Annotated in this window: 19 protein-coding genes and 1 tRNA gene; 12 read left to right on the forward strand and 8 right to left on the reverse strand. The window is 62.9% G+C overall.

Features of this window, described 5'->3' with window-relative positions; all coding sequences use genetic code 11:
• Positions 1-177 precede the first annotated feature (177 nt).
• Positions 178-936, forward strand: a complete 759-nt coding sequence (locus OKW20_RS06535) for a hypothetical protein (protein WP_429170978.1) — start codon at positions 178-180, stop codon at positions 934-936.
• Here the strand turns inward: OKW20_RS06535 and OKW20_RS06540 are convergent.
• Positions 925-1,266 carry a DUF6665 family protein gene (locus tag OKW20_RS06540; RefSeq protein ID WP_429170980.1) on the reverse strand — a complete coding sequence of 114 codons (342 nt, stop codon included), beginning with the start codon at positions 1,264-1,266 and terminating at the stop codon, positions 925-927. The genes OKW20_RS06535 and OKW20_RS06540 overlap by 12 nt on opposite strands.
• Positions 1,267-1,606: 340 nt before the next feature.
• Between OKW20_RS06540 and OKW20_RS06545 the strand changes: the two genes are divergently transcribed.
• Positions 1,607-3,199 (forward strand): hypothetical protein, encoded by a 1,593-nt coding sequence (locus OKW20_RS06545; protein ID WP_429170981.1) that lies wholly within the window; start codon positions 1,607-1,609, stop codon positions 3,197-3,199.
• Positions 3,200-3,356: 157 nt separating this feature from the next.
• Here the strand turns inward: OKW20_RS06545 and rpsA are convergent, their stop codons facing one another.
• The 4 genes from rpsA to aroA form a co-directional block, all read right to left on the reverse strand.
• Positions 3,357-5,081 (reverse strand): 30S ribosomal protein S1, encoded by a 1,725-nt coding sequence (gene rpsA, locus OKW20_RS06550; RefSeq protein WP_082005877.1) that lies wholly within the window; start codon positions 5,079-5,081, stop codon positions 3,357-3,359.
• A gap of 148 nt (positions 5,082-5,229) precedes the next feature.
• Positions 5,230-5,868, reverse strand: a complete 639-nt coding sequence (gene cmk / locus OKW20_RS06555; protein WP_429170983.1) for a (d)CMP kinase — start codon at positions 5,866-5,868, stop codon at positions 5,230-5,232.
• Complete coding sequence (locus OKW20_RS06560; RefSeq protein ID WP_429170985.1) at positions 5,865-6,671, reverse strand: hypothetical protein; 807 nt, start codon at positions 6,669-6,671, stop codon at positions 5,865-5,867. Before OKW20_RS06560 ends, cmk begins: the two co-directional genes overlap by 4 nt.
• 23 nt (positions 6,672-6,694) lie before the next feature.
• Complete coding sequence (gene aroA, locus OKW20_RS06565) at positions 6,695-8,041, reverse strand: 3-phosphoshikimate 1-carboxyvinyltransferase (protein WP_429170987.1); 1,347 nt, start codon at positions 8,039-8,041, stop codon at positions 6,695-6,697.
• Between the two features lie 298 nt (positions 8,042-8,339).
• Here aroA and OKW20_RS06570 point away from each other — a divergent pair, with 298 nt between their 5' ends.
• Both OKW20_RS06570 and OKW20_RS06575 read left to right on the forward strand, forming a co-directional pair.
• Entirely contained in the window at positions 8,340-8,732 is a 393-nt protein-coding gene (locus tag OKW20_RS06570) for a TIGR02300 family protein (protein ID WP_043611865.1), read from the forward strand.
• A 200-nt stretch (positions 8,733-8,932) separates the two neighbouring features.
• Positions 8,933-9,008 (forward strand) — tRNA-Ala (locus OKW20_RS06575).
• Positions 9,009-9,040: 32 nt separating this feature from the next.
• Here OKW20_RS06575 and OKW20_RS06580 read toward each other — a convergent pair.
• Positions 9,041-9,559 carry a hypothetical protein gene (locus tag OKW20_RS06580; RefSeq protein WP_429170988.1) on the reverse strand — a complete coding sequence of 173 codons (519 nt, stop codon included), beginning with the start codon at positions 9,557-9,559 and terminating at the stop codon, positions 9,041-9,043.
• On the opposite strand from OKW20_RS06580, the gene OKW20_RS06585 reads away from it, so the two are divergent.
• The 3 genes from OKW20_RS06585 to OKW20_RS06595 all read left to right on the forward strand — a co-directional run bounded on the left by OKW20_RS06585 (position 9,528) and on the right by OKW20_RS06595 (position 11,578).
• Positions 9,528-10,313, forward strand: coding sequence for a YdcF family protein (locus OKW20_RS06585; protein WP_429170990.1), 786 nt, complete (start codon positions 9,528-9,530; stop codon positions 10,311-10,313). The two genes, OKW20_RS06580 and OKW20_RS06585, sit on opposite strands and share 32 nt — an antisense overlap.
• A gap of 102 nt (positions 10,314-10,415) precedes the next feature.
• Positions 10,416-11,051 (forward strand): trimeric intracellular cation channel family protein, encoded by a 636-nt coding sequence (locus OKW20_RS06590; protein WP_029742382.1) that lies wholly within the window; start codon positions 10,416-10,418, stop codon positions 11,049-11,051.
• 101 nt (positions 11,052-11,152) lie between these two features.
• Complete coding sequence (locus OKW20_RS06595; protein ID WP_429170992.1) at positions 11,153-11,578, forward strand: plastocyanin/azurin family copper-binding protein; 426 nt, start codon at positions 11,153-11,155, stop codon at positions 11,576-11,578.
• A 45-nt stretch (positions 11,579-11,623) separates the two neighbouring features.
• On the opposite strand, the gene irrA is transcribed toward OKW20_RS06595, so the two are convergent.
• A complete protein-coding gene (gene irrA, locus OKW20_RS06600; protein ID WP_043611882.1) occupies positions 11,624-12,046 on the reverse strand; it encodes an iron response transcriptional regulator IrrA in 423 nt (140 codons plus the stop codon).
• Positions 12,047-12,367: 321 nt separating this feature from the next.
• Between irrA and fabA the strand changes: the two genes are divergently transcribed.
• Genes fabA through fabI form a run of 3 tightly spaced genes read left to right on the forward strand, consistent with a single transcriptional unit; the run spans position 12,368 to position 14,965 of the window.
• Positions 12,368-12,883, forward strand: coding sequence for a 3-hydroxyacyl-[acyl-carrier-protein] dehydratase FabA (gene fabA / locus OKW20_RS06605; protein ID WP_402323633.1), 516 nt, complete (start codon positions 12,368-12,370; stop codon positions 12,881-12,883).
• A 47-nt stretch (positions 12,884-12,930) separates the two neighbouring features.
• The gene (gene fabB, locus OKW20_RS06610; RefSeq protein WP_043611855.1) at positions 12,931-14,154 is read left to right on the forward strand and encodes a beta-ketoacyl-ACP synthase I; all 1,224 of its coding nucleotides are present in this window, start codon (positions 12,931-12,933) and stop codon (positions 14,152-14,154) included.
• A gap of 4 nt (positions 14,155-14,158) precedes the next feature.
• Positions 14,159-14,965 carry an enoyl-ACP reductase FabI gene (gene fabI, locus OKW20_RS06615; protein WP_043611851.1) on the forward strand — a complete coding sequence of 269 codons (807 nt, stop codon included), beginning with the start codon at positions 14,159-14,161 and terminating at the stop codon, positions 14,963-14,965.
• A gap of 93 nt (positions 14,966-15,058) precedes the next feature.
• Here the strand turns inward: fabI and OKW20_RS06620 are convergent, their stop codons facing one another.
• Complete coding sequence (locus OKW20_RS06620) at positions 15,059-16,564, reverse strand: winged helix-turn-helix domain-containing tetratricopeptide repeat protein (protein ID WP_429170994.1); 1,506 nt, start codon at positions 16,562-16,564, stop codon at positions 15,059-15,061.
• Between the two features lie 139 nt (positions 16,565-16,703).
• On the opposite strand from OKW20_RS06620, the gene OKW20_RS06625 reads away from it, so the two are divergent.
• Both OKW20_RS06625 and OKW20_RS06630 read left to right on the forward strand, forming a co-directional pair.
• Positions 16,704-16,955 carry a DUF1127 domain-containing protein gene (locus OKW20_RS06625; protein WP_429170995.1) on the forward strand — a complete coding sequence of 84 codons (252 nt, stop codon included), beginning with the start codon at positions 16,704-16,706 and terminating at the stop codon, positions 16,953-16,955.
• Positions 16,956-17,055: 100 nt separating this feature from the next.
• Positions 17,056-18,168 (forward strand): MFS transporter, encoded by a 1,113-nt coding sequence (locus OKW20_RS06630; protein WP_429171170.1) that lies wholly within the window; start codon positions 17,056-17,058, stop codon positions 18,166-18,168.
• Positions 18,169-18,196: the final 28 nt, after the last annotated feature.

Raw genomic sequence — 18,196 nt, forward strand, 5'->3', positions numbered from 1 at the left:
CAGGCTTGGGGTGCCGCCTGCGCACCTTCTCTCCGCCCCGCATTAGCGGGAGTTGGAAGTTTTGTGCGCCATCACCGGCACTTGCGTGCCCCAACATCTCGGCAGCGCCAGTTAAACCGGCATTAACTGCAAGAGCCTACCGTTTCGAAACGATCCACTGTGCTGCCAGGATGAATCATGCTGCTTCCGACCCAGCAATCTGCCGCCACCGCGACGACCAATCTGGTCGGCTCGATCCTCAAGGACATCGAAAAGCGGCAGACGGAAGAAGAAGAAAAGGCCAAGGGCACAAAAGACGGCCGGCTCTTAAGGGCGCAGGTCGAGCCCGATGGCGCTCAAAAGGCCGCCAACGAGAAGATCAACGGCTACTTCTTCGATCATGCTCGCAACGACGCCAACAACAACCGCGCCGTGCTCATCCGTGAGGTCGGAAAATTTTTCGACATCGAGCGCGAAACGTTCAAGTCCGATTCCGCCTTTGCAAGGGAAATCGAGAACCAGCTGAAGAAGCTGGAATCGCCCGCCATTGCGAAAATCGAGGAAGAACTGGGGCTCGACAAGCTCGGACTATCGCTTACGGAGCTGGTCGAGGCGCTCAAGAACCCCCGCGGCCCGGAAAACGACACACTGAAGGTTGCGCTCGGCGAAACGAGCGACAAGGGGCCTCAAAGCGCTGCACAAGCCGCAAATGCCGTCGACCGCCTGAAGAGCGCGACGGAACCTGCGTCGACCGAGGAAGCCCAGCTCAACAGCCTGCGCGGCGACCCGACGCGCAGAACCGACAAGCTGTCGCTCGACGAAGAGGAGCAGCAGCTGCGGGCGCTCCAGCTCAAGGACGAGATGGAAGACGTCGCCGACCAGCGCACGGCCGGCGCACCATCCTTGCTTCGCTTCGACGACAATGGCCTCTACAGGCTCGCTGCGCTAGGCCTCTGACGGCTTTCGGCGCACGATGCCGAGCCGCGCCATGACCTCCTTGGGGATGCCGTAGCGGCGCACCACATCGCGGCTGTCGCGCAGGCCGCAGATCTCCCGCTGAATGAGAAAGGCCCAGACAGCGTCGGCCGCCTCGTCGAGCACCCGCTCGCGCAGGTCTGCCGCCGCATCTCCCTTTAATGCCGCCAGTGCAGCGAGCGCCTTTTCGACCTTGAGGCCATGCCGGCCGAGCGCATCGGCGCGCTCGGACATCAATTCGTATTCGAGCACGTTGAAGGCGCCAGCCGTCGAGAAGCTCGGGCTTAGGGCTTTTGGGGGACGGACTGTCATCCGAAACTCCTGGCACAGACACCATTCAAGCCTGCAGAGTGGCTATCCTTAAAAATAGGCCTTGCAAACCCGTTCGCAAGCCGGCCGCGACATGCCGGGCGCCAAAACATGGTTAAGAATTCATAAACCTCTTTGCCCTAATCTCAAACCATCATGCCGATTCTCCTATCCGCGGCCGAGCCGCGGCTGTCTGGCCATTCGCCACGACGCGCATGAGGCGCCAACCCGCAAGTGATGAACAGAAAGTCGCGCGCAAGCCGAAAAGTCGGACCGCGCCCAAGCGCGTTTCGTCGCTCGACGACGATTGGTCAAACCGAGGTCATGCGAGATGGAGACCAGAATGCTGATACCCATCCAGGCGGCCCGAACCGCGGCCAGCACAGAAGAGACGACCGCAAGGACGCTGCAGCCTGCAGCACCGTTGACCGCCAGCCAGCGTGGCGAAGCCATACAGAAAATCCTCGATGCGTTGACACGGCATCTGTCCGGTCGCGAGATCCTTTCGAAGGACGCGCTGGTGCGACTGATGGAGGATCTGGCGCGCATCCTCAAATTCCCGCCACTGCCGCAGGAAGGTGGGCGCGATTTCGTCCGGCGGCTGGTCGCCTTCCTCGAATCCATGCCGACGTCCGACCGGGTGCTTTTGGAGCGGCAGCTCGGCGGGCGCAATCTTTCAATCCGCGTCGGCCTGCTGGCGGAGCTGCCGGCCATCCGCAACGGCACGAACACGCCGGGCGGCACTACGACACCCATGCCGGCGCAGGCGCGTGACGTCATTCTGCGCAACCCTTCGCTCCAGCCGGCGCTGCCTTTGAGCCAGGCTGCCGCACGCACGCCGCTCGGCGGTGAAGTCGCCCTTCTACAGGCCGTGCTGCGCAAGACCTTTGGCGTCGGCAACGATGTGACCGAGCCGCGGGGCGAGGATCTGGAAACGGTCGGAACCGAAGCGTCGTCGAAGGGCCGGAGCGAAAAGCCCGCTGAGCGAGGCGACGCGCGCGCAAACGGCGCGAAGAGCGCTTCGTCGGGCGATACGCCGATCGGCAGCGCTGCCGCCCTGCTTGCCGGCGAAGGCGAGATTGCGGAAGCGGCATCGCTGGCCGGCCCCATGGCCGAGGCCGAGGAAGCCCTGGAATCTGGGGAGACCGGGCATGGAGAGATAGAAGCCCCGGCAGAAGACAATGCCGCAGCGCCGCTCGACGCGCACGGCGCCGACGGGACGGAGACCGCCGAAACGATCGAAGGCGAGGATCCCGACGGCACCTACGGACCGCTGCCTGATGCCGACGAGGAAGACGGCCACAGGACCACTGCGGCCGGTCGCAACGATCCGGAGGTGCGCCCGGCACGCGTGCTTTCCGAGGCGATCAAGACGCTCATCCGTGACAGCGTGGCCTTGCCTGCCGGCGCGGCCGATGGCGATCCCGGATCGGCGGCGCAGCAACCGATTGAGGAACCGGCCACCCAATCCCAGACGCCCGCCAAGGACGCCGGCACGCGCATCGCCGATGCCGCCGCCCGCCAGCACACCGCAACGGCTGCAGACACGAGCTTGCCGTCGCTCCTGGATGATCGCCCCGAGGAGACGGTTCAGCCGCGCGCAACCACAGGCATTCGCCCACAGCGTGCTACGGACGAACAGACGGTGCAGCAGATGATCGCCAGGCTGGTGGAAAACGGCCTGCCGCGTGAGGCCATTCCCTTCGCCATGATCCCCTATCCGACGGACGCGGGTGAGGTGGAAGGCGAAGACCATTCGCGCGGCATGCCTGGAGGCGCCGGCGAAGAGGCAACGGGCGAGGAAGAAACGGCACAAGAGGGCAGCGACGGAAATCCGGACGACGGAGAGCCGACCGGCGAAGCCATGCCGGAGGACGAGGCACCGGAAACACCCGACGCCTATGATCTTTACCGCAGGCTCGGCGGTCTCGGTTAGGACACCGGCTCAGACTTGGACTTGGACTCGGGCCTGGACTTGGGCTCGGGCCTGGACGCGCCCAAAGCTGCGCGCCGATTTCACACTTCGGGCTTACAAAGAAAAACCCGCGGAGATCGCTCTCCGCGGGTTTTTCAATTCAAACGTCAGGCAACGATTACTCGTTGTTCTGGCGGTTCTTCAGAGCTGCGCCGAGGATGTCGCCGAGCGAAGCGCCCGAGTCGGACGAACCGAACTGAGCAACGGCTTCCTTCTCTTCAGCGATTTCCAGAGCCTTGATCGACAGCTGGATCTTGCGGTCCTTCTTGGAGAAGTTGGTGACGCGAGCGTCGACAACCTGACCAACCGAGAAACGCTCCGGACGCTGTTCGTCACGATCACGCGACAGGTCAGCGCGGCGGATGAACGAGGTGATGTCTTCGTGGTTGACGAGCTTCACTTCGATGCCGCCATCGTTGATCGCGATGATTTCGGCCGAAACAACGGCGTTCTTGCGCAGTTCGCCCGAAGCAGCGGCGTCGCCGACTGCATCCTTGCCGAGCTGCTTGATGCCGAGCGAGATGCGCTCCTTCTCAACGTCGACGTCGAGAACAACAGCGCGAACGACGTCGCCCTTGTTGAACTCTTCGATGACCTGCTCGCCCGGACGGTTCCAGTCGAGGTCGGAAAGGTGAACCATGCCGTCAACGTCGCCGTCGAGGCCGATGAACAGGCCGAATTCGGTCTTGTTCTTGACTTCGCCTTCAACTTCGGTGCCAGCCGGATGGCTATGCGCAAATGCCTGCCACGGGTTCTCGAGCGTCTGCTTGAGGCCGAGGGAGATACGACGCTTGGTCGGATCGACTTCGAGAACGACAACGTCGACTTCCTGGCTCGTGGACAGGATCTTGCCGGGGTGTACGTTCTTCTTGGTCCAGGACATTTCGGAGATGTGGATCAGGCCTTCGATGCCCGGCTCCAGCTCGACGAACGCACCGTAGTCGGTGATGTTCGTGACGGTACCGGAAATCTTCTTGCCGACCGGGTACTTCGCACCGATGCCATCCCACGGATCCGACTCGAGCTGCTTCATGCCGAGCGAGATGCGGTGGGTTTCCTGGTTGATGCGGATGATCTGAACCTTGACCTGCTGGCCGATGTTCAGGATCTCCGACGGATGGTTCACGCGACGCCATGCCATGTCGGTGACATGGAGCAGACCGTCGATGCCGCCGAGGTCGACGAACGCACCGTAGTCGGTGATGTTCTTGACGACGCCTTCGACAACCTGGCCTTCTTCAAGGTTCTGAACGATTTCAGAACGCTGTTCGGCGCGGGATTCTTCCAGAACGGTACGACGCGAAACGACGATGTTGCCGCGGCGCTTGTCCATCTTGAGGATTTCGAAGGGCTGCGGGTTGTGCATCAGCGGGGTCACGTCGCGGATCGGACGGATGTCGACCTGCGAGCGCGGAAGGAAGGCAACGGCGCCGTCGAGATCGACGGTGAAGCCACCCTTGACCTGGTTGAAGATGATGCCTTCGACGCGTTCGCCGGCTTCGAACTTCACTTCCAGGCGCATCCAGCTTTCTTCGCGGCGAGCCTTTTCGCGCGACAGAACAGCTTCGCCGAGCGCGTTTTCGATGCGCTCAACGTAGACTTCGACTTCGTCGCCGACCTTGAGCGAGCCGTCCTTCGCCTTCGCGCCGAATTCCTTCAGAGCGATGCGGCCTTCGACCTTCAGGCCGACGTCGACAACGGCGACGTCCTTTTCGATGGCCGTAACGATGCCCTTGGCGACATAGCCTTCGGCGAGATCGGTCTTCGCGAAGGATTCTTCGAGAAGCGCTGCGAAATCGTCACGGGTAGGGTTGGTAGCAGACATGGAATCTCCTGCATGCATCTCATTCGAGACGCACATGCGCCGGGGGCTGGTGTTGAACAGGCCTGAACCCAGTCCGCTCCATTTGAAGGAGCAATCCGGCGCGTGGACGGAATTTCAGGCTTATGCAAGAAGGGCGATCCTGACAGTGTCTGGGATGGGCTCTTCTTCAGATCTTCTTGATCAGGGCCGCCTCGATCAAAGTCTTCGCGGCCTGAAACGCCGCCTCTATACTCATTTCGGACGTATCAAGCAAGTGCGCATCCTCGGCCGGGCGCAAAGGACTGTCTGCACGCCCCATGTCGCGCTCGTCGCGCTTCTTCACATCCTCGAAAATCGCCTGGTAGTCGGCCGGCTGGCCATTGCCGATGATCTCGTCGTAGCGGCGCCTGGCCCGCACTTCCGGCGAGGCGGTGACATAGAGTTTTACCGGCGCATCCGGGCAGACGACCGTGCCGATGTCGCGGCCGTCGAGTACCGTGCCGGGCTCGCGCAGCGAAAAAGCCTGCTGCGCCTCGACCAGCGCCCGGCGCACGGCCGGCATGACCGCAATCTTCGAGGCCGCCTCGCCGATCGCGTGGGCGGAAAGCACCGCGCGATCGAGGCCTGCCAGTTCGACCTCGCGCGCCACCTTCTCGGCGACCGCCTCGTCGTCGAGCGGCAGGCCGGCATCGAGCAGTGCCTTGGCGGTGGCGCGATAGGTCAGCCCCGTATCGAGATGATGGAAGCCGTATTCCTCAGCGATGCGGCGCGAGAGCGTGCCCTTGCCGGCTGCGGCCGGTCCGTCGATGGCGATGGTGAACGTCATTTTCCAACCTGCATATGTATATGGTCGTCGTGCCTGGCCGCCCGGCAACCCTGAAACCGAATGGACTCCGCTTCAACGCCAAGTCGCTGCGCCAGATGCGGCTCCACGAAAATCTTCTCGATGCCGAAACCGCTCCCCTCGCCCGAGAGCCAGCGGAGCGCCTCTGCGGTTCGGCCTTCCTCCAGCGGCAAGGGCTGCCACAGCGACTGCAAGAAGTCCAAGTCCCAGCGCAAGGTCAAGAGGTCTTCGCGATCCCGGCACGGGAGAATGCTCTCCGCTCTCGGCTGCTCGAAGGCGAAATAGCCGATCGGCGAGCGGGTCGTCCTATCCTTATAGCTGCCCTCGGCGTCCTGATAGAAGAATGCGACATCGAGCTTCCGTCCGTCCGAATGGGAGAGATGCGGGAAAAGCGGAAAGCCGTCGAAGAACGGAAAGTTGGCGTCGAGCGCCAAGGTGGTCGTTCCGGGGAACGCCTGATCCATATGGCGCGACAGGGCGGCCGCCGCGTCCTTCAGTTCCGGAACGACATATTGGCGGTTCAGGACGCAGAAGAGCGGTGACTGCATCTTCAGCCGCGACGTGCCGTCGTCGAAACAGGGCAGAGGAACGCGGCCGAAGATCGGCGCAACGGCATAGTTGAGCGCGGTCCCTGCGGCATAGAGGCCGAGAAAGAGCGCGAGGAACACGGCAACGCCGGCCCTCCTTCGGCGCAAGAGCACACTAGTGACGAGCCAGACGGCGCCGCCGATCTGCGTCAGCAGGGTAAGAATCACCACGACCGCAACGGTCAGCGGCCATCTCATTCTTGTCGCCAACGTCGCCGAACTCACGCGATGCTCGCGCCGAGGCCGGCCATCAAGTCCATGAAGCCGGGAAAGCTCGTCGCGATCATCGACACGTTATCGACGGTGACCGGATGTTCGGACGCAAGTCCAAGAACCAGGAAGCTCATGGCGATGCGGTGATCGAGATGGGTCTTGACCGATGCACCGGCTGCGTTTCCGAGCCCCTTGCCGTCTCGACGGCCGCGCACCAGCAGCGAAGAAGCCTTCTCCTCGCATTCGACGCCATTGAGCGTCAGGCCTGCGGCGATGGCGGCGAGACGATCGGACTCCTTTACCCGCAGTTCGTCGAGGCCGGTCATGACGGTCCTACCTTCGGCAAAGGCGGCGGCGATGGCGAGAGCCGGGTACTCGTCGATCATCGAGGCGGCGCGCTCTTCAGGAACCGTGACGCCGCTCAGTTCGGAATGCCGTACGCGCAGATCCGCCACGTCTTCCCCGCCAACCTGGCTGCTGTCGATCACCTCGATATCCCCGCCCATCTCCTGAAGCGTCAGGATCAGGCCCGTGCGCGTCGGGTTCATCAGCACGCTGGTGATCGTGATGTCGGAGCCCGGAACGATCAGGGCTGCGACCAGTGGGAAAGCCGCCGACGAAGGATCGCCGGGCACGTCGATCTCCTGGCCGATAAGCTTGCCTCGACCTTCGAGGCGGATTGTACGGACGCCGCTGATCTCGGTCTCGACAGAGAGTGCAGCGCCAAAAGCCTGCAGCATCCGTTCCGTGTGATCGCGCGTCATGACCGGTTCGACGACGGTGGTGATGCCGGGCGCGTTGAGACCGGCGAGCAGCACCGCCGACTTCGCCTGGGCGGAGGCGACCGGCACCCGGTAGGCGATCGGCGTCGGCGTCTTCGGTCCGCGAAGGGTCACCGGCAGGCGATCGCCTGCGGCCGCCCTCACCTGCACGCCCATTTCGCGCAAGGGGTCGAGAACCCGCGCCATCGGCCGGCGGCTGAGCGAGGCATCGCCAACGAATGTCGTATCGAAGTCATAGACGCCCGCCAGCCCCATCACCAGACGGCAGCCCGTGCCGGCATTGCCGAAATCGAGCGGCGCCTCCGGCGCGAGCAGCGCGCCGTTGCCGACGCCATCGACGACAAAGGTGTTGCCCTCCTTGCGGATGCGGGCCCCCATGGCCTGCATCGCGCGGCCGGTGGCCAGCACGTCCGCGCCTTCTAAAAGGCCCGTAATGCGCGTTTCGCCGCCAGCAAGCCCACCCAGCATCAGCGCCCGGTGCGAGATCGACTTGTCGCCGGGAATGCGGATCGACCCGCGCAGGTCGGCGGACTTTCGGGCGGTGGCGGGTCTCGGGCCCGATCCATGAGACATGCGGCATCCTCTGGCCCGAAAAAGGGCGCTCTTGGCGAAAGGCGCAACCGCGCCCGTTCCGCAGCACTCCTATCACAACCCCTGCTGCGTGTTCCATAAATCGCGGCCGCAGGGAGATCGCCACAGGAGGCGGCAAGGGCCGGAAAGCCGGCAACGCCGGGGCTTTGGCGATTTGTCTTTGACAGATGCGGTCAAGACGATTATGGGGACCGGCTAATCATCATAAGCTTGATACCCTTTCCACCCGCCGGCTTTCCGGCAAGCGCCGGCTCGGCCGGCCATTCAAGAGGCTTTGACTGTGGCAAAACCGGAACTTGGAACAAAGCGCATCGACCCGGAAACGGGGCGCAAATTCTACGATCTGAACAGTGATCCGATCGTTTCGCCCTACACCGGCAAGTCCTATCCGCTGTCCTTCTTCGAAGAAACCTCGGTCGCCAAGGTGCTCGAGAAGGAAGAAGAAGAAGACGTAACGGAAGTCGATGCAGAGAACACCGAAGTCGAACTCGTTTCGCTCGAGGATGCCGATGATGAGGCAGCCGGCGGCGACGACCTGCCGGATCTCGGCGACGACGACGTCGAAATCGACGGCGACGACGATGACGACACCTTCCTGCAGACCGACGACGAAGACGACGACGACGACATGAGCGACCTCATCGGCGTGTCGGACGACGAAGAAGACGTCTAAGCGCTTCAAATGACAAAGAAATGCTCCCGTCCTCGGCCAAAGTGGCCCGGACGGGAGAAAAATGGCCCGGACAAAAAATAAATCCACAGGCCACGCATTTTTCGGCTTGCCATCCTCAAAAAGGGGAAGTAATAAGCCGCCACTCGCCGAGCACAACAGCCCGACGAGCTTCCCGGACCGGCCTAGCCGGAACCCGATATGGGGCTATAGCTCAGCTGGGAGAGCGCTTGCATGGCATGCAAGAGGTCAGCGGTTCGATCCCGCTTAGCTCCACCAAATCCTTCTTTCGATTGATCAGCACCCGGTCTTCAAGGACCTTCGTCCGCTGCCATTTCGTCCAGCGAATCCAGGATCATCGTCAAGAGCCGAATGATGTCGGCCGACTCAAGCAGGGCGTTGCGGATTTCGCGTTCGGACCGGCTGGGGATGGAACCGGCGATATCCAGAAGGATGTTGGTTACGTCCGGCGCTTCGGTGTTCGGCTCCATGCCTGTCTGCTCGCGCATGCAGCGGATCAGCGCCACTGCGCCTTCAAGCAAGCGCTGTGCCTGCAGCGGAGTGAGGTCATGAACCTCGTTGGCGGCACGAAACAGCTGCGATCGGAAGCCGGCTATCGTGGTCATCTCGGGGATGATACTCCTTTCGGCTTCAAATGAAAGTGGTGGCCGGAGCCGCCCACGCAACGTTCGGATGAACAGGATGCATGCGCTAGCTTGCGCGAACGCGAACAGCCGTTTCGCGCGCGCCGCCATGCATTCATGATTTGTTAAGCAGCGGAACGCAGAAGCTGGTGCCATGTTTCTGATCTCGAAAATCTTCTGGCTCATCGCGCAGCCGCTGTCGTTCTCGCTGCTTGCCGTCATCGCCGGGCTGCTTGCGACGGCCATTGGCTGGCGCCGGATCGGCGCCGTTCTCGGAAGCCTCGGCGCGCTGGTGCTTTTCGTCAGCCTGTTCACCACCACAGGCCCCTATGCGCTGCAAGCGCTCGAGGATCGATTTGCGCGCCCGACACCGCCGACGGCGCTCTCCTGCATCATCGTGCTCGGCGGCGCCTTCGAAAACGAAGTCATGGCGAGCCGTGGCGGCACGGAACTCAACCAGGCGGCAGACCGCTTCATCGAGACCGCGAGCCTTGCCAAGCGTTATCCCGAAGCGCGGATCCTCGTCTCCGGCGGCGACGGCTCGATCAGCGGCGCCTACGAGGGCGATGCGCTGGCCTCGAAGGCGTTCTTCGACATCTTCGGGATCGCCGCGGATCGGGTGATCCGCGAGGAAGATTCGCGCACCACCTTCGAGAACGCGCGCTACACCAAGGACCTGCTGGCGGCAAACGGACTTTCACAGTGCGCGCTCGTCACCTCGGCCTATCATATGCCGCGCTCCGTCGGGCTCTTCCGCGCCAACGACATCGATGTCCTGCCCTGGCCGACCGACTACCGCACCAGCGGCAAGGTGCGCCTTGGCTTCGATTTCACCCAGCCTTCGCTGAACGCGCAGCTGACGACGACGGCCGCCAAGGAATGGACCGGGCTTGTTGCCTATTACCTGCTCGGCCGCACCCAGGCCGTGCTGCCGCAATAGGAAGCCATGACCCACTGCTGCAAATGGCAGTTCGCCCCCTGACTTCATCCTGGCGGTGCGCTAATGATCTGCGAGAGCCAATCGGGCTGAAACGGAGCGCCCATGCCGATCCTCGAAATCCTCGACTATGCCGGCGTGGCCGTGTTTGCCGCCACCGGGGCGCTGTCGGCGTCGCGCAAGCAACTCGATATCATCGGCTATCTGTTCCTGGCCTCGGTCACCGGCATTGGCGGCGGCACGATGCGCGACGTCGTGCTCGGCGCTACGCCCGTCTTCTGGGTCACCAACCCGACCTATCTGCTGGTCTGCGCCACCGTCGCCGTTCTCCTGTTCTTTACCGCCCATCTCTTCGATTCCCGCTACCGGGTGCTCGTCTGGCTCGATGCGATCGGGCTGTCGGCCTATTGCGTGATGGGTGCGGCGAAAGGCTATGCAGCGACGGGGTCGCCGAGCGTCGCGCTCGTTACCGGCATGCTGACGGCGACGTTCGGCGGCGTGCTTCGCGATCTGCTGGCCGGAGAACCCTCTGTGCTGCTACGGCCGGAAGTCTACGTGACGGCAGCGCTGATTGGTGCCAGCGCCTACGTGCTGGCGACGATGGTGGGACTGCCGCTTGTGGCCGCCTCAACGCTCGGCGTGGCCTCGGCCTTTGCCGTGCGTGCCGGTGCGCTCAAGTTCGGATGGACGCTGCCGACCGGCAAGGCGCTGCCGGGCCGCGATCCGGACGACGTGATGTGAGCCTTTCGCACGTGCGCCTATGACAGGCGGCGGACAGCCCCGGTATCATAGTTGATGCGGTGTCGGCCGCACCCGGGCGGCTTCAGCGAAAGGGATACCGCATGCGTTTCTTCAGCAACAAGTTTGCCGCACTCGCCCTTCTTTGCATGGCCTCGCCGGCATTTGCCGCCACGACCGTCAAGGTCGTCGAAGGTGGTGAAGCGGGCGGCCCGATGACACTGACACTCGACCAGTCGACGATAAAGGCCGGAGAGACGGTCTTCCTGGTGCACAACGACGCCATGACCGAAGAGCACGAGATGGTGCTGGTGAAGCTGAAATCAGCCGACCAGAAGATCAATCTCATCGCGGCCAAGCATCGCGTCGACGAAAAGCAGCTCAAGGGCCTCGGCGAGGTTTCCGAACTGAAGCCCGGAGCCGACGGCCAGCTGAAAGCCAAGCTCGCGCCGGGCAGCTATGTGCTCCTTTGCAATATCAAAGGGCACTACGAGGCTGGCATGCGCGCCAATCTGACGGTGACGGAATAGCGGCGATCGATCGCCATCGCGGCCACCGTGAAGGTGGCCGCCGTATCAGCGGCCGTTCTTGCGGCGCAGACGGATGACCACGTCGACATGGGCGATTTCCATGCCCTCGGGCGGCTCCGGCAGATTGTCGATGTGGATGTTGCTGACCGGAATATCGAGAACCTCGTTCTGGCCCTCGACGAAGAAGTGGTGATGGTCCGACACGTTGGTGTCGAAATAGGTCTTGGCGCTTTCCACCGCCAGCACGCGGATCATGCCGGCCTCGGTAAACTGGTGCAGCGTGTTGTAGACCGTCGCCAGCGACACCGGCACGCCGGCCATGACGGCCTCTTCGTGCAATTCTTCGACGGTCAGGTGGCGATCACCCTTGGCAAAGATCAGATCGGCGAGGGCAACGCGTTGACGGGTCGGACGCAGGCCTGAGTGGCGAAGCCTTTCTTCCGAACTCACTTCTGTTGCTTTCGTCATCAAGGGTCGTTCCATGTATCCCGGCGAAATTCACAATACTTCCTCCGCGATATAACTTTTACGTCCTCGCCTTTCAATAGATTCCAGCCCTGACAGGCGTTGCAAAGCCCGAAAAACCGGTCAAACTCGGGGAATGCTGGCAATTAACTCTGGTCGCGCCCACATTGATCCTGTAAGCGACGGCGGAGTGAAATCGTCATCTGGAGCGATGGAGACCGGACGGAAAACCGCAAGATCCGGGTCGCCACGCTTCATTTCAAGCCAAACTTGCTCTAAAGCAGGTCGGACAACACAATTTGTTACGCGGGGAAACATCTATTCATGACGACCAGACAATCCAGCTTCAACTATGAGGAAATCCTGGCCTGCGGCCGTGGAGAATTGTTTGGCCCCGGCAATGCCCAGCTGCCGCTGCCGCCGATGCTGATGGTCCACCGCATCACCGAAATCTCCGAAACCGGCGGTGCCTTCGACAAGGGCTACCTGCGCGCCGAATACGACGTGCGGCCGGACGACTGGTATTTTCCCTGCCACTTCCAGGGCAACCCGATCATGCCCGGCTGCCTCGGCCTCGACGGCATGTGGCAGCTGACCGGCTTCTACCTCGGTTGGCTCGGCGAGCCCGGCCGCGGCATGGCGCTTTCCACCGGCGAAGTGAAGTTCAAGGGCATGGTGCGTCCCCACACCAAGCTTCTCGAGTACGGCATCGACTTCAAGCGCGTCATGCGCGGACGGCTCGTGCTCGGCACGGCCGACGGCTGGCTGAAAGCCGATGGCGAGACTATCTATCAGGCGACCGACCTCCGCGTCGGCCTGTCGAAGGATAAGGCCGAGTAAGATCCAGGCCTTTCCGCAGCCAACGAAATAAAGAAAAGGTCAGTACCATGAGACGGGTTGTTGTCACGGGCCTCGGCATCGTTTCCTCGATCGGGAACAATGCAGACGAAGTCACGGCGTCGTTGCGCGATGCCAAGTCGGGCATCACGTTTTCTCCCGATTTCGCCGAGAACGGCTTCAAGTGCCAGGTCTGGGGCGCGCCGTCGCTCGATCCGACCGAACTCGTCGATCGCCGTGCCATGCGCTTCCTGTCGCAGGGCGGCGCCTGGAACCACGTGGCGATGAAGCAGGCAATCGCCGACTCCGGTCTGGAAGAAGCCGTCATCGCCCGCAACGAGCGCACCGGCATCATCATGGGCTCGGGCGGACCGTCCACCCGCACGATCGTCGAAGCGGCCGACATCACCCGCAAGAACGTCAGCCCGAAGCGTATCGGCCCGTTCGCCGTTCCGAAGGCGATGTCGTCCACCGCATCGGCGACGCTTGCCACCTGGTTCCAGATCCACGGCGTCAACTATTCGATCTCGTCGGCCTGCTCGACCTCGGCCCATTGCATCGGCAATGCTGCCGAGATGATCCAGTGGGGCAAGCAGGACGTGATGTTTGCCGGCGGTCACGAAGACCTCGACTGGACCATGTCCAACCTGTTCGACGCCATGGGCGCCATGTCGTCGAAGTACAACGAAACGCCGTCGACGGCTTCGCGCGCCTATGACGCCAACCGCGACGGCTTCGTCATTGCCGGCGGCGCAGGCGTTCTCGTTCTCGAAGAGTTGGAGCACGCCAAGGCCCGCGGCGCGAAGATCTACGCCGAAATCGTCGGCTACGGCGCGACCTCCGACGGCTACGACATGGTGGCTCCGTCGGGCGAAGGCGCGATCCGCTGCATGCGTCAGGCGCTCTCGACCGTGAAGGGCGATGTCGATTACATCAACACCCACGGCACCTCGACACCGGTTGGCGACAGCAAGGAAATCGGCGCGATCCGCGAAGTGTTCGGCAGCAAGATTCCGCACATCCAGTCGACCAAGTCGCTCACGGGCCACTCGCTCGGTGCGGCCGGCGTACAGGAATCGATCTATGGCCTGCTGATGATGCAGGCCGGCTTCATCGGTGAAAGCGCGCATATCAGCGAACTCGACCCGGAATTCGATGGCGTTCCGATCGTTCGCAAGCGCATCGACAATGCCAAGATCGATACGGTTCTTTCGAACTCCTTCGGCTTCGGCGGCACCAACGCAACGCTCGTCTTCCAGCGCTACAACGGATAACACCATGACGGGACTGATGACTGGAAAGCGTGGCCTCATCATGGGTGTGGCCAACAACCATTCTATTGCCTGGGGCATCGCCAAGTCGCTTGCAGCCCAAGGCGCGGAACTGGCCTTCACCTATCAGGGCGAAGCGCTGGGCAAGCGCGTCAAGCCGCTGGCGGCCGAACTCGGTTCCGACTTCCTGCTTCCCTGCGATGTCGAAGACATTGCGTCGGTCGATGCGGTCATCGATGCGATCAAGGAACGCTGGGGCAAGCTCGACTTCATCGTCCATGCCATCGGCTTCTCGGACAAGAACGAGCTGAAGGGCCTCTACGCCGACACATCGCGCGACAATTTCAGCCGCACGATGGTGATCTCCTGCTTCTCCTTCACCGAGATCGCCAAGCGGGCGGCCGAGCTTATGGATGAGGGCGGCTCGATGCTGACGCTCACCTATGGCGGCTCCATGCGTGTCATGCCGAACTACAACGTCATGGGTGTCGCCAAGGCGGCGCTCGAAGCGTCCGTGCGCTACCTCGCCGCCGACTACGGCGTTCGCGGCATCCGCGTAAACGCGATTTCGGCAGGCCCGATCCGCACGCTTGCCGGCGCCGGCATTTCCGACGCCCGGGCGATGCTTTCGTGGCAGCAGAAGAACTCGCCGCTGCGCCGTACCGTCACGATCGACGATGTCGGCAGTTCGGCCCTCTATCTTCTTTCGGACCTTTCGCGCGGCGTGACCGGCGAAATCCACTATGTCGATTCCGGCTACAACATTACGTCGATGCCGGCACTCGATGCGCTCAGGACCGCCGACGCCGAGTAACGGCAGCGGCGAACGACCCAGCTTCTATCGAAAACCCCGGCGAGACATCTCGCCGGGGTTTCTTGTTTTGGGGTCGGTAAGGCTCGAGAAACATCAATCCGGAAGGCCGGCCTTGTGGAAGCCGTCGACGAAGTGCGCAAGCGTCGCTGCGTCGCGAAACGGCTCGGTCGTCGCCCAGAAACCGGTCGTGAAATGGGGATTGGCGACAAGGAACAGGTCGACTTCGGCGCGCGCCTCGTCGAACCGCCCCAATTGCGCGAGGCTCGCCGCCAGGAAGCGACGGGAGCTGGTGCGGTAGGTCTCATCCTTGCGCAAAGTCTCGACCGCGGCTTCGTAGTCTCCGGCCGCATATTGCGCCTGGCCGAGGGTCAGATAGTACCAGCTTGCCGGATAGGGGTTCAGCCGGAACGCCTTGCGAATGTGTTCCAGCCCTTCCTCGACCCGGCCCGCCAGCACCGTGATGTCGGACAATGTCGCCCAGGTGTCGGCTTCGTTCGGATCAAGCTCGATGGCCCTGGCAAACTCGGCGTCGGCCTCGGCGAAGTTGCGCTCGTAGGCAAGCAGATTGGCCAGCACCCAGCGGCAGCCGGCGTCGCTAGGATCGATCGCGACGGCTTTGCGCGCCAATTCCAGAGCGATGCCGCGGGTCGGTTCGATCGGCGCGCCCCAGTGCACCCACCCCATCCAGTGGTTCATGGCGAGCCAGCGATAGGCCTCGGCATAATCGGGGTCGAGCGAAACGGCGCGGGTGAGCATCAGATGCGCTTCCCGGGCGGTCTGTGGAGAATCGTCGATCAACTTGCGCGCCCGCACGCAGAGATCATAGGCCTCGAGGCTCCTGGGGCGATTGCGTGATGGCGGGGTGCGCAGCCGGCCAAGCAGCGCCTCGACGATCTTCGCCGTCACCTCGTCCTGAACGGCAAAGATATCTTCCAGATTGCGATCGAAGCGCTCGGCCCACAGGTGCTCTCCACTCAGCGCATCGACCAGCTGGGCATTGATGCGCACGCGTCCGGAGGCCCGCCGTGCGCTTCCTTCCAAGAGGTAACGCACGCCAAGATCCTCCGCGATCGCGCGCACATCCATCGCCCTGCCCTTGTAGGCAAAGGTGGAGTTGCGGGCGATGACGAAAAGGCCACCGCTCCGGGAGAGATCGGTGATCAGGTCTTCCGTCAGCCCGTCCGCAAAGGAATCCTGATCGGAATCGTTGCTGAGATTGACGAAGGGCAACACAGCGATCGACGGTCGGCCCGGTAGCGGCAATGGCTTTCGCCCGCCTGCCAGCCGCTCGATATTGCCCATGAAACGGTATCCGACGCGCGGAACCGTTGAAATCCACTCGCCGCCGTCGGCAGCCCGGCCGAGCAGCTTCCTGAGCTGTGCGATCTGTACGGTGAGATTGCCTTCCTCGACGGCCGTGCCCGGCCAGGCGGCGTCCATCAGCTCGGTCTTGGCAAGAATCTCGCCTGGCCGTTCCACGAACGCCGCAAGCAGCTTCACGCCACGATACCCGACCGCAACCGGATCATCGTTCCGCAGGAGCGTTCCCGCCCCCGGATCAAGCACGAATGGACCAAAGGCAAAACGCGTATCCTGCATGCGGCGATCTATAGCCCGTTTGGAAGATTTTGAGAACTTTTTGGAAGGGCTTAAGTACGGCGTCGATCCTATTTCGCAGAATCCAACCTCCTTCAGATCGAGGATCTCCGGATCCCTCAAAGCCGATAGCGAGGTTGTCATGAACAACGCCCCCTTTTCTCCCATCGTTTCCCCTCAGCCAGCGGCGCCAAAGACGCAGAGGAGCCCGACGCGTTCGCTTTACCCCGTCGAGACGCTGAGACGGGTGGTCGCCGCCTGGCGTGAACGGAACCAGTTTCACGTCGAGCTCGAGCGAAAGCTCAAGGGTGATCCGCATTTGATCGACGATATCGGCCTGACGAGACGCCAGGTCGAGCAGGAACTCGCCAGACCCTTCTGGCAAGTGCTTTGAGGTGAGCCGCGCAATGACATCGGACCAGCAGCCACCACCGGCGCCGACCCTTGGCGAGGCGATCACAACGCTCCGGGAAGATCGGGCCCCATGGGCGGCGATGGCGGGCATCATCGCGACGGTCACCGTGTTTGCGGTGGCGCAGGGGCTCACCTATCCGCTGCTCAGCTTCATCCTGGAGCGGCAGCGGACGGAACCTGCCCTCATCGGCCTGTCGGCGGCCATGACGCCGCTTGGGTTCATCCTGTCGGCGCCTCTGATCCCGATGCTTTCACGGCGGCTGGGCGGTGCCCGGCTCGCGGTCCTGTGTTCGGTGCTGGCCGCCACCACGCTTGCCGCCATTGCCTGGACCGCCGACGTCTGGGCCTGGATGCCTCTGCGCTTTCTGCTGGGCGTCTTCGCCAATCCGCTATCCGTGATCAGCGAGACCTGGCTGGTGGCGATTACGCCCGCGTCGCGCCGCGGCCGGATCATGGGTCTCTATTCCTCCGTCGTCTCGGCCGGCTTCGCCATCGGGCCGCTGTCACTGGGGATGGTCGGAACGGCCGGCTGGTCGCCATTCCTGATCGGCATCGTGGCTTTCCTCGCCTGCGGCCTGATCCTGCTTGCCCTGGTGTCGCGCCTGCCGGAGATGCCGCAGCATGGGGAGGCGACTTCGGTCGCCGGCTTTTTCGCGCTGGCGCCGTTGCTGCTGTTTGCGGTCGCGACGGCTGCGGCCTTCGAGCAGACCCTGCTTTCGCTGCTTGCGGTCTATGGCGCAGCGCTTGGCAGCGACGAAGCGCGCGTCGAACCGCTCATCACCTGCTTCATTGCCGGCAATGCGTCGCTGCAGGTCCTGCTCGGACGGCTCTCCGAACGCAGGGGATCGAGGCGGACCATGCTGTTCTGCGTGCTTTCATCCCTGGCCGGATGCCTTCTGCTGCCATGGCTGTTCGACAGCTGGCTCATCTGGCCGCTCGTTTTTGTCTGGGGTGGGGTGACGTTCGGGATCTATACCCTGTCGCTGATCCAGCTCGGCGAGCGCTTCAACGGCCAGGCGCTGATCGCCGGCAACGCCGCCTTTGCCTTTGCCTGGGGCCTTGGCGGTATGGTCGGCTCACCGGCAACGGGACTTGCCATGCAAGTGACCGGACACCACGGCCTGCCGCTGTCTCTCGGCCTGCTCTGCGCCGTCCTCGCTGGGCTGTTGATCGTCAAGGGAAGCCGCCGCTGACGGACCCGGTCCGCCTGCTTCCTGCCGG

Source organism: Ensifer sp. LBL (genome assembly GCF_050435225.1).
Taxonomy (GTDB): domain Bacteria; phylum Pseudomonadota; class Alphaproteobacteria; order Rhizobiales; family Rhizobiaceae; genus Ensifer.

What these genes read in the sequence shown, in the direction of transcription:
- OKW20_RS06535 (WP_429170978.1), top strand. Translation starts at nt 178, where the DNA reads ATGCTGCTTCCGACCCAGCAATCTGCCGCCACCGCGACGACCAATCTG.
- OKW20_RS06540 (WP_429170980.1), bottom strand. Translation starts at nt 1,266, where the DNA reads ATGACAGTCCGTCCCCCAAAAGCCCTAAGCCCGAGCTTCTCGACGGCT.
- OKW20_RS06545 (WP_429170981.1), top strand. Translation starts at nt 1,607, where the DNA reads ATGCTGATACCCATCCAGGCGGCCCGAACCGCGGCCAGCACAGAAGAG.
- rpsA (WP_082005877.1), bottom strand. Translation starts at nt 5,081, where the DNA reads ATGCATGCAGGAGATTCCATGTCTGCTACCAACCCTACCCGTGACGAT.
- cmk (WP_429170983.1), bottom strand. Translation starts at nt 5,868, where the DNA reads ATGACGTTCACCATCGCCATCGACGGACCGGCCGCAGCCGGCAAGGGC.
- OKW20_RS06560 (WP_429170985.1), bottom strand. Translation starts at nt 6,671, where the DNA reads ATGAGATGGCCGCTGACCGTTGCGGTCGTGGTGATTCTTACCCTGCTG.
- aroA (WP_429170987.1), bottom strand. Translation starts at nt 8,041, where the DNA reads ATGTCTCATGGATCGGGCCCGAGACCCGCCACCGCCCGAAAGTCCGCC.
- OKW20_RS06585 (WP_429170990.1), top strand. Translation starts at nt 9,528, where the DNA reads ATGTTTCTGATCTCGAAAATCTTCTGGCTCATCGCGCAGCCGCTGTCG.
- OKW20_RS06580 (WP_429170988.1), bottom strand. Translation starts at nt 9,559, where the DNA reads ATGAGCCAGAAGATTTTCGAGATCAGAAACATGGCACCAGCTTCTGCG.
- OKW20_RS06590 (WP_029742382.1), top strand. Translation starts at nt 10,416, where the DNA reads ATGCCGATCCTCGAAATCCTCGACTATGCCGGCGTGGCCGTGTTTGCC.
- OKW20_RS06595 (WP_429170992.1), top strand. Translation starts at nt 11,153, where the DNA reads ATGCGTTTCTTCAGCAACAAGTTTGCCGCACTCGCCCTTCTTTGCATG.
- irrA (WP_043611882.1), bottom strand. Translation starts at nt 12,046, where the DNA reads ATGACGAAAGCAACAGAAGTGAGTTCGGAAGAAAGGCTTCGCCACTCA.
- fabA (WP_402323633.1), top strand. Translation starts at nt 12,368, where the DNA reads ATGACGACCAGACAATCCAGCTTCAACTATGAGGAAATCCTGGCCTGC.
- fabB (WP_043611855.1), top strand. Translation starts at nt 12,931, where the DNA reads ATGAGACGGGTTGTTGTCACGGGCCTCGGCATCGTTTCCTCGATCGGG.
- fabI (WP_043611851.1), top strand. Translation starts at nt 14,159, where the DNA reads ATGACGGGACTGATGACTGGAAAGCGTGGCCTCATCATGGGTGTGGCC.
- OKW20_RS06620 (WP_429170994.1), bottom strand. Translation starts at nt 16,564, where the DNA reads ATGCAGGATACGCGTTTTGCCTTTGGTCCATTCGTGCTTGATCCGGGG.
- OKW20_RS06625 (WP_429170995.1), top strand. Translation starts at nt 16,704, where the DNA reads ATGAACAACGCCCCCTTTTCTCCCATCGTTTCCCCTCAGCCAGCGGCG.
- OKW20_RS06630 (WP_429171170.1), top strand. Translation starts at nt 17,056, where the DNA reads ATGGCGGGCATCATCGCGACGGTCACCGTGTTTGCGGTGGCGCAGGGG.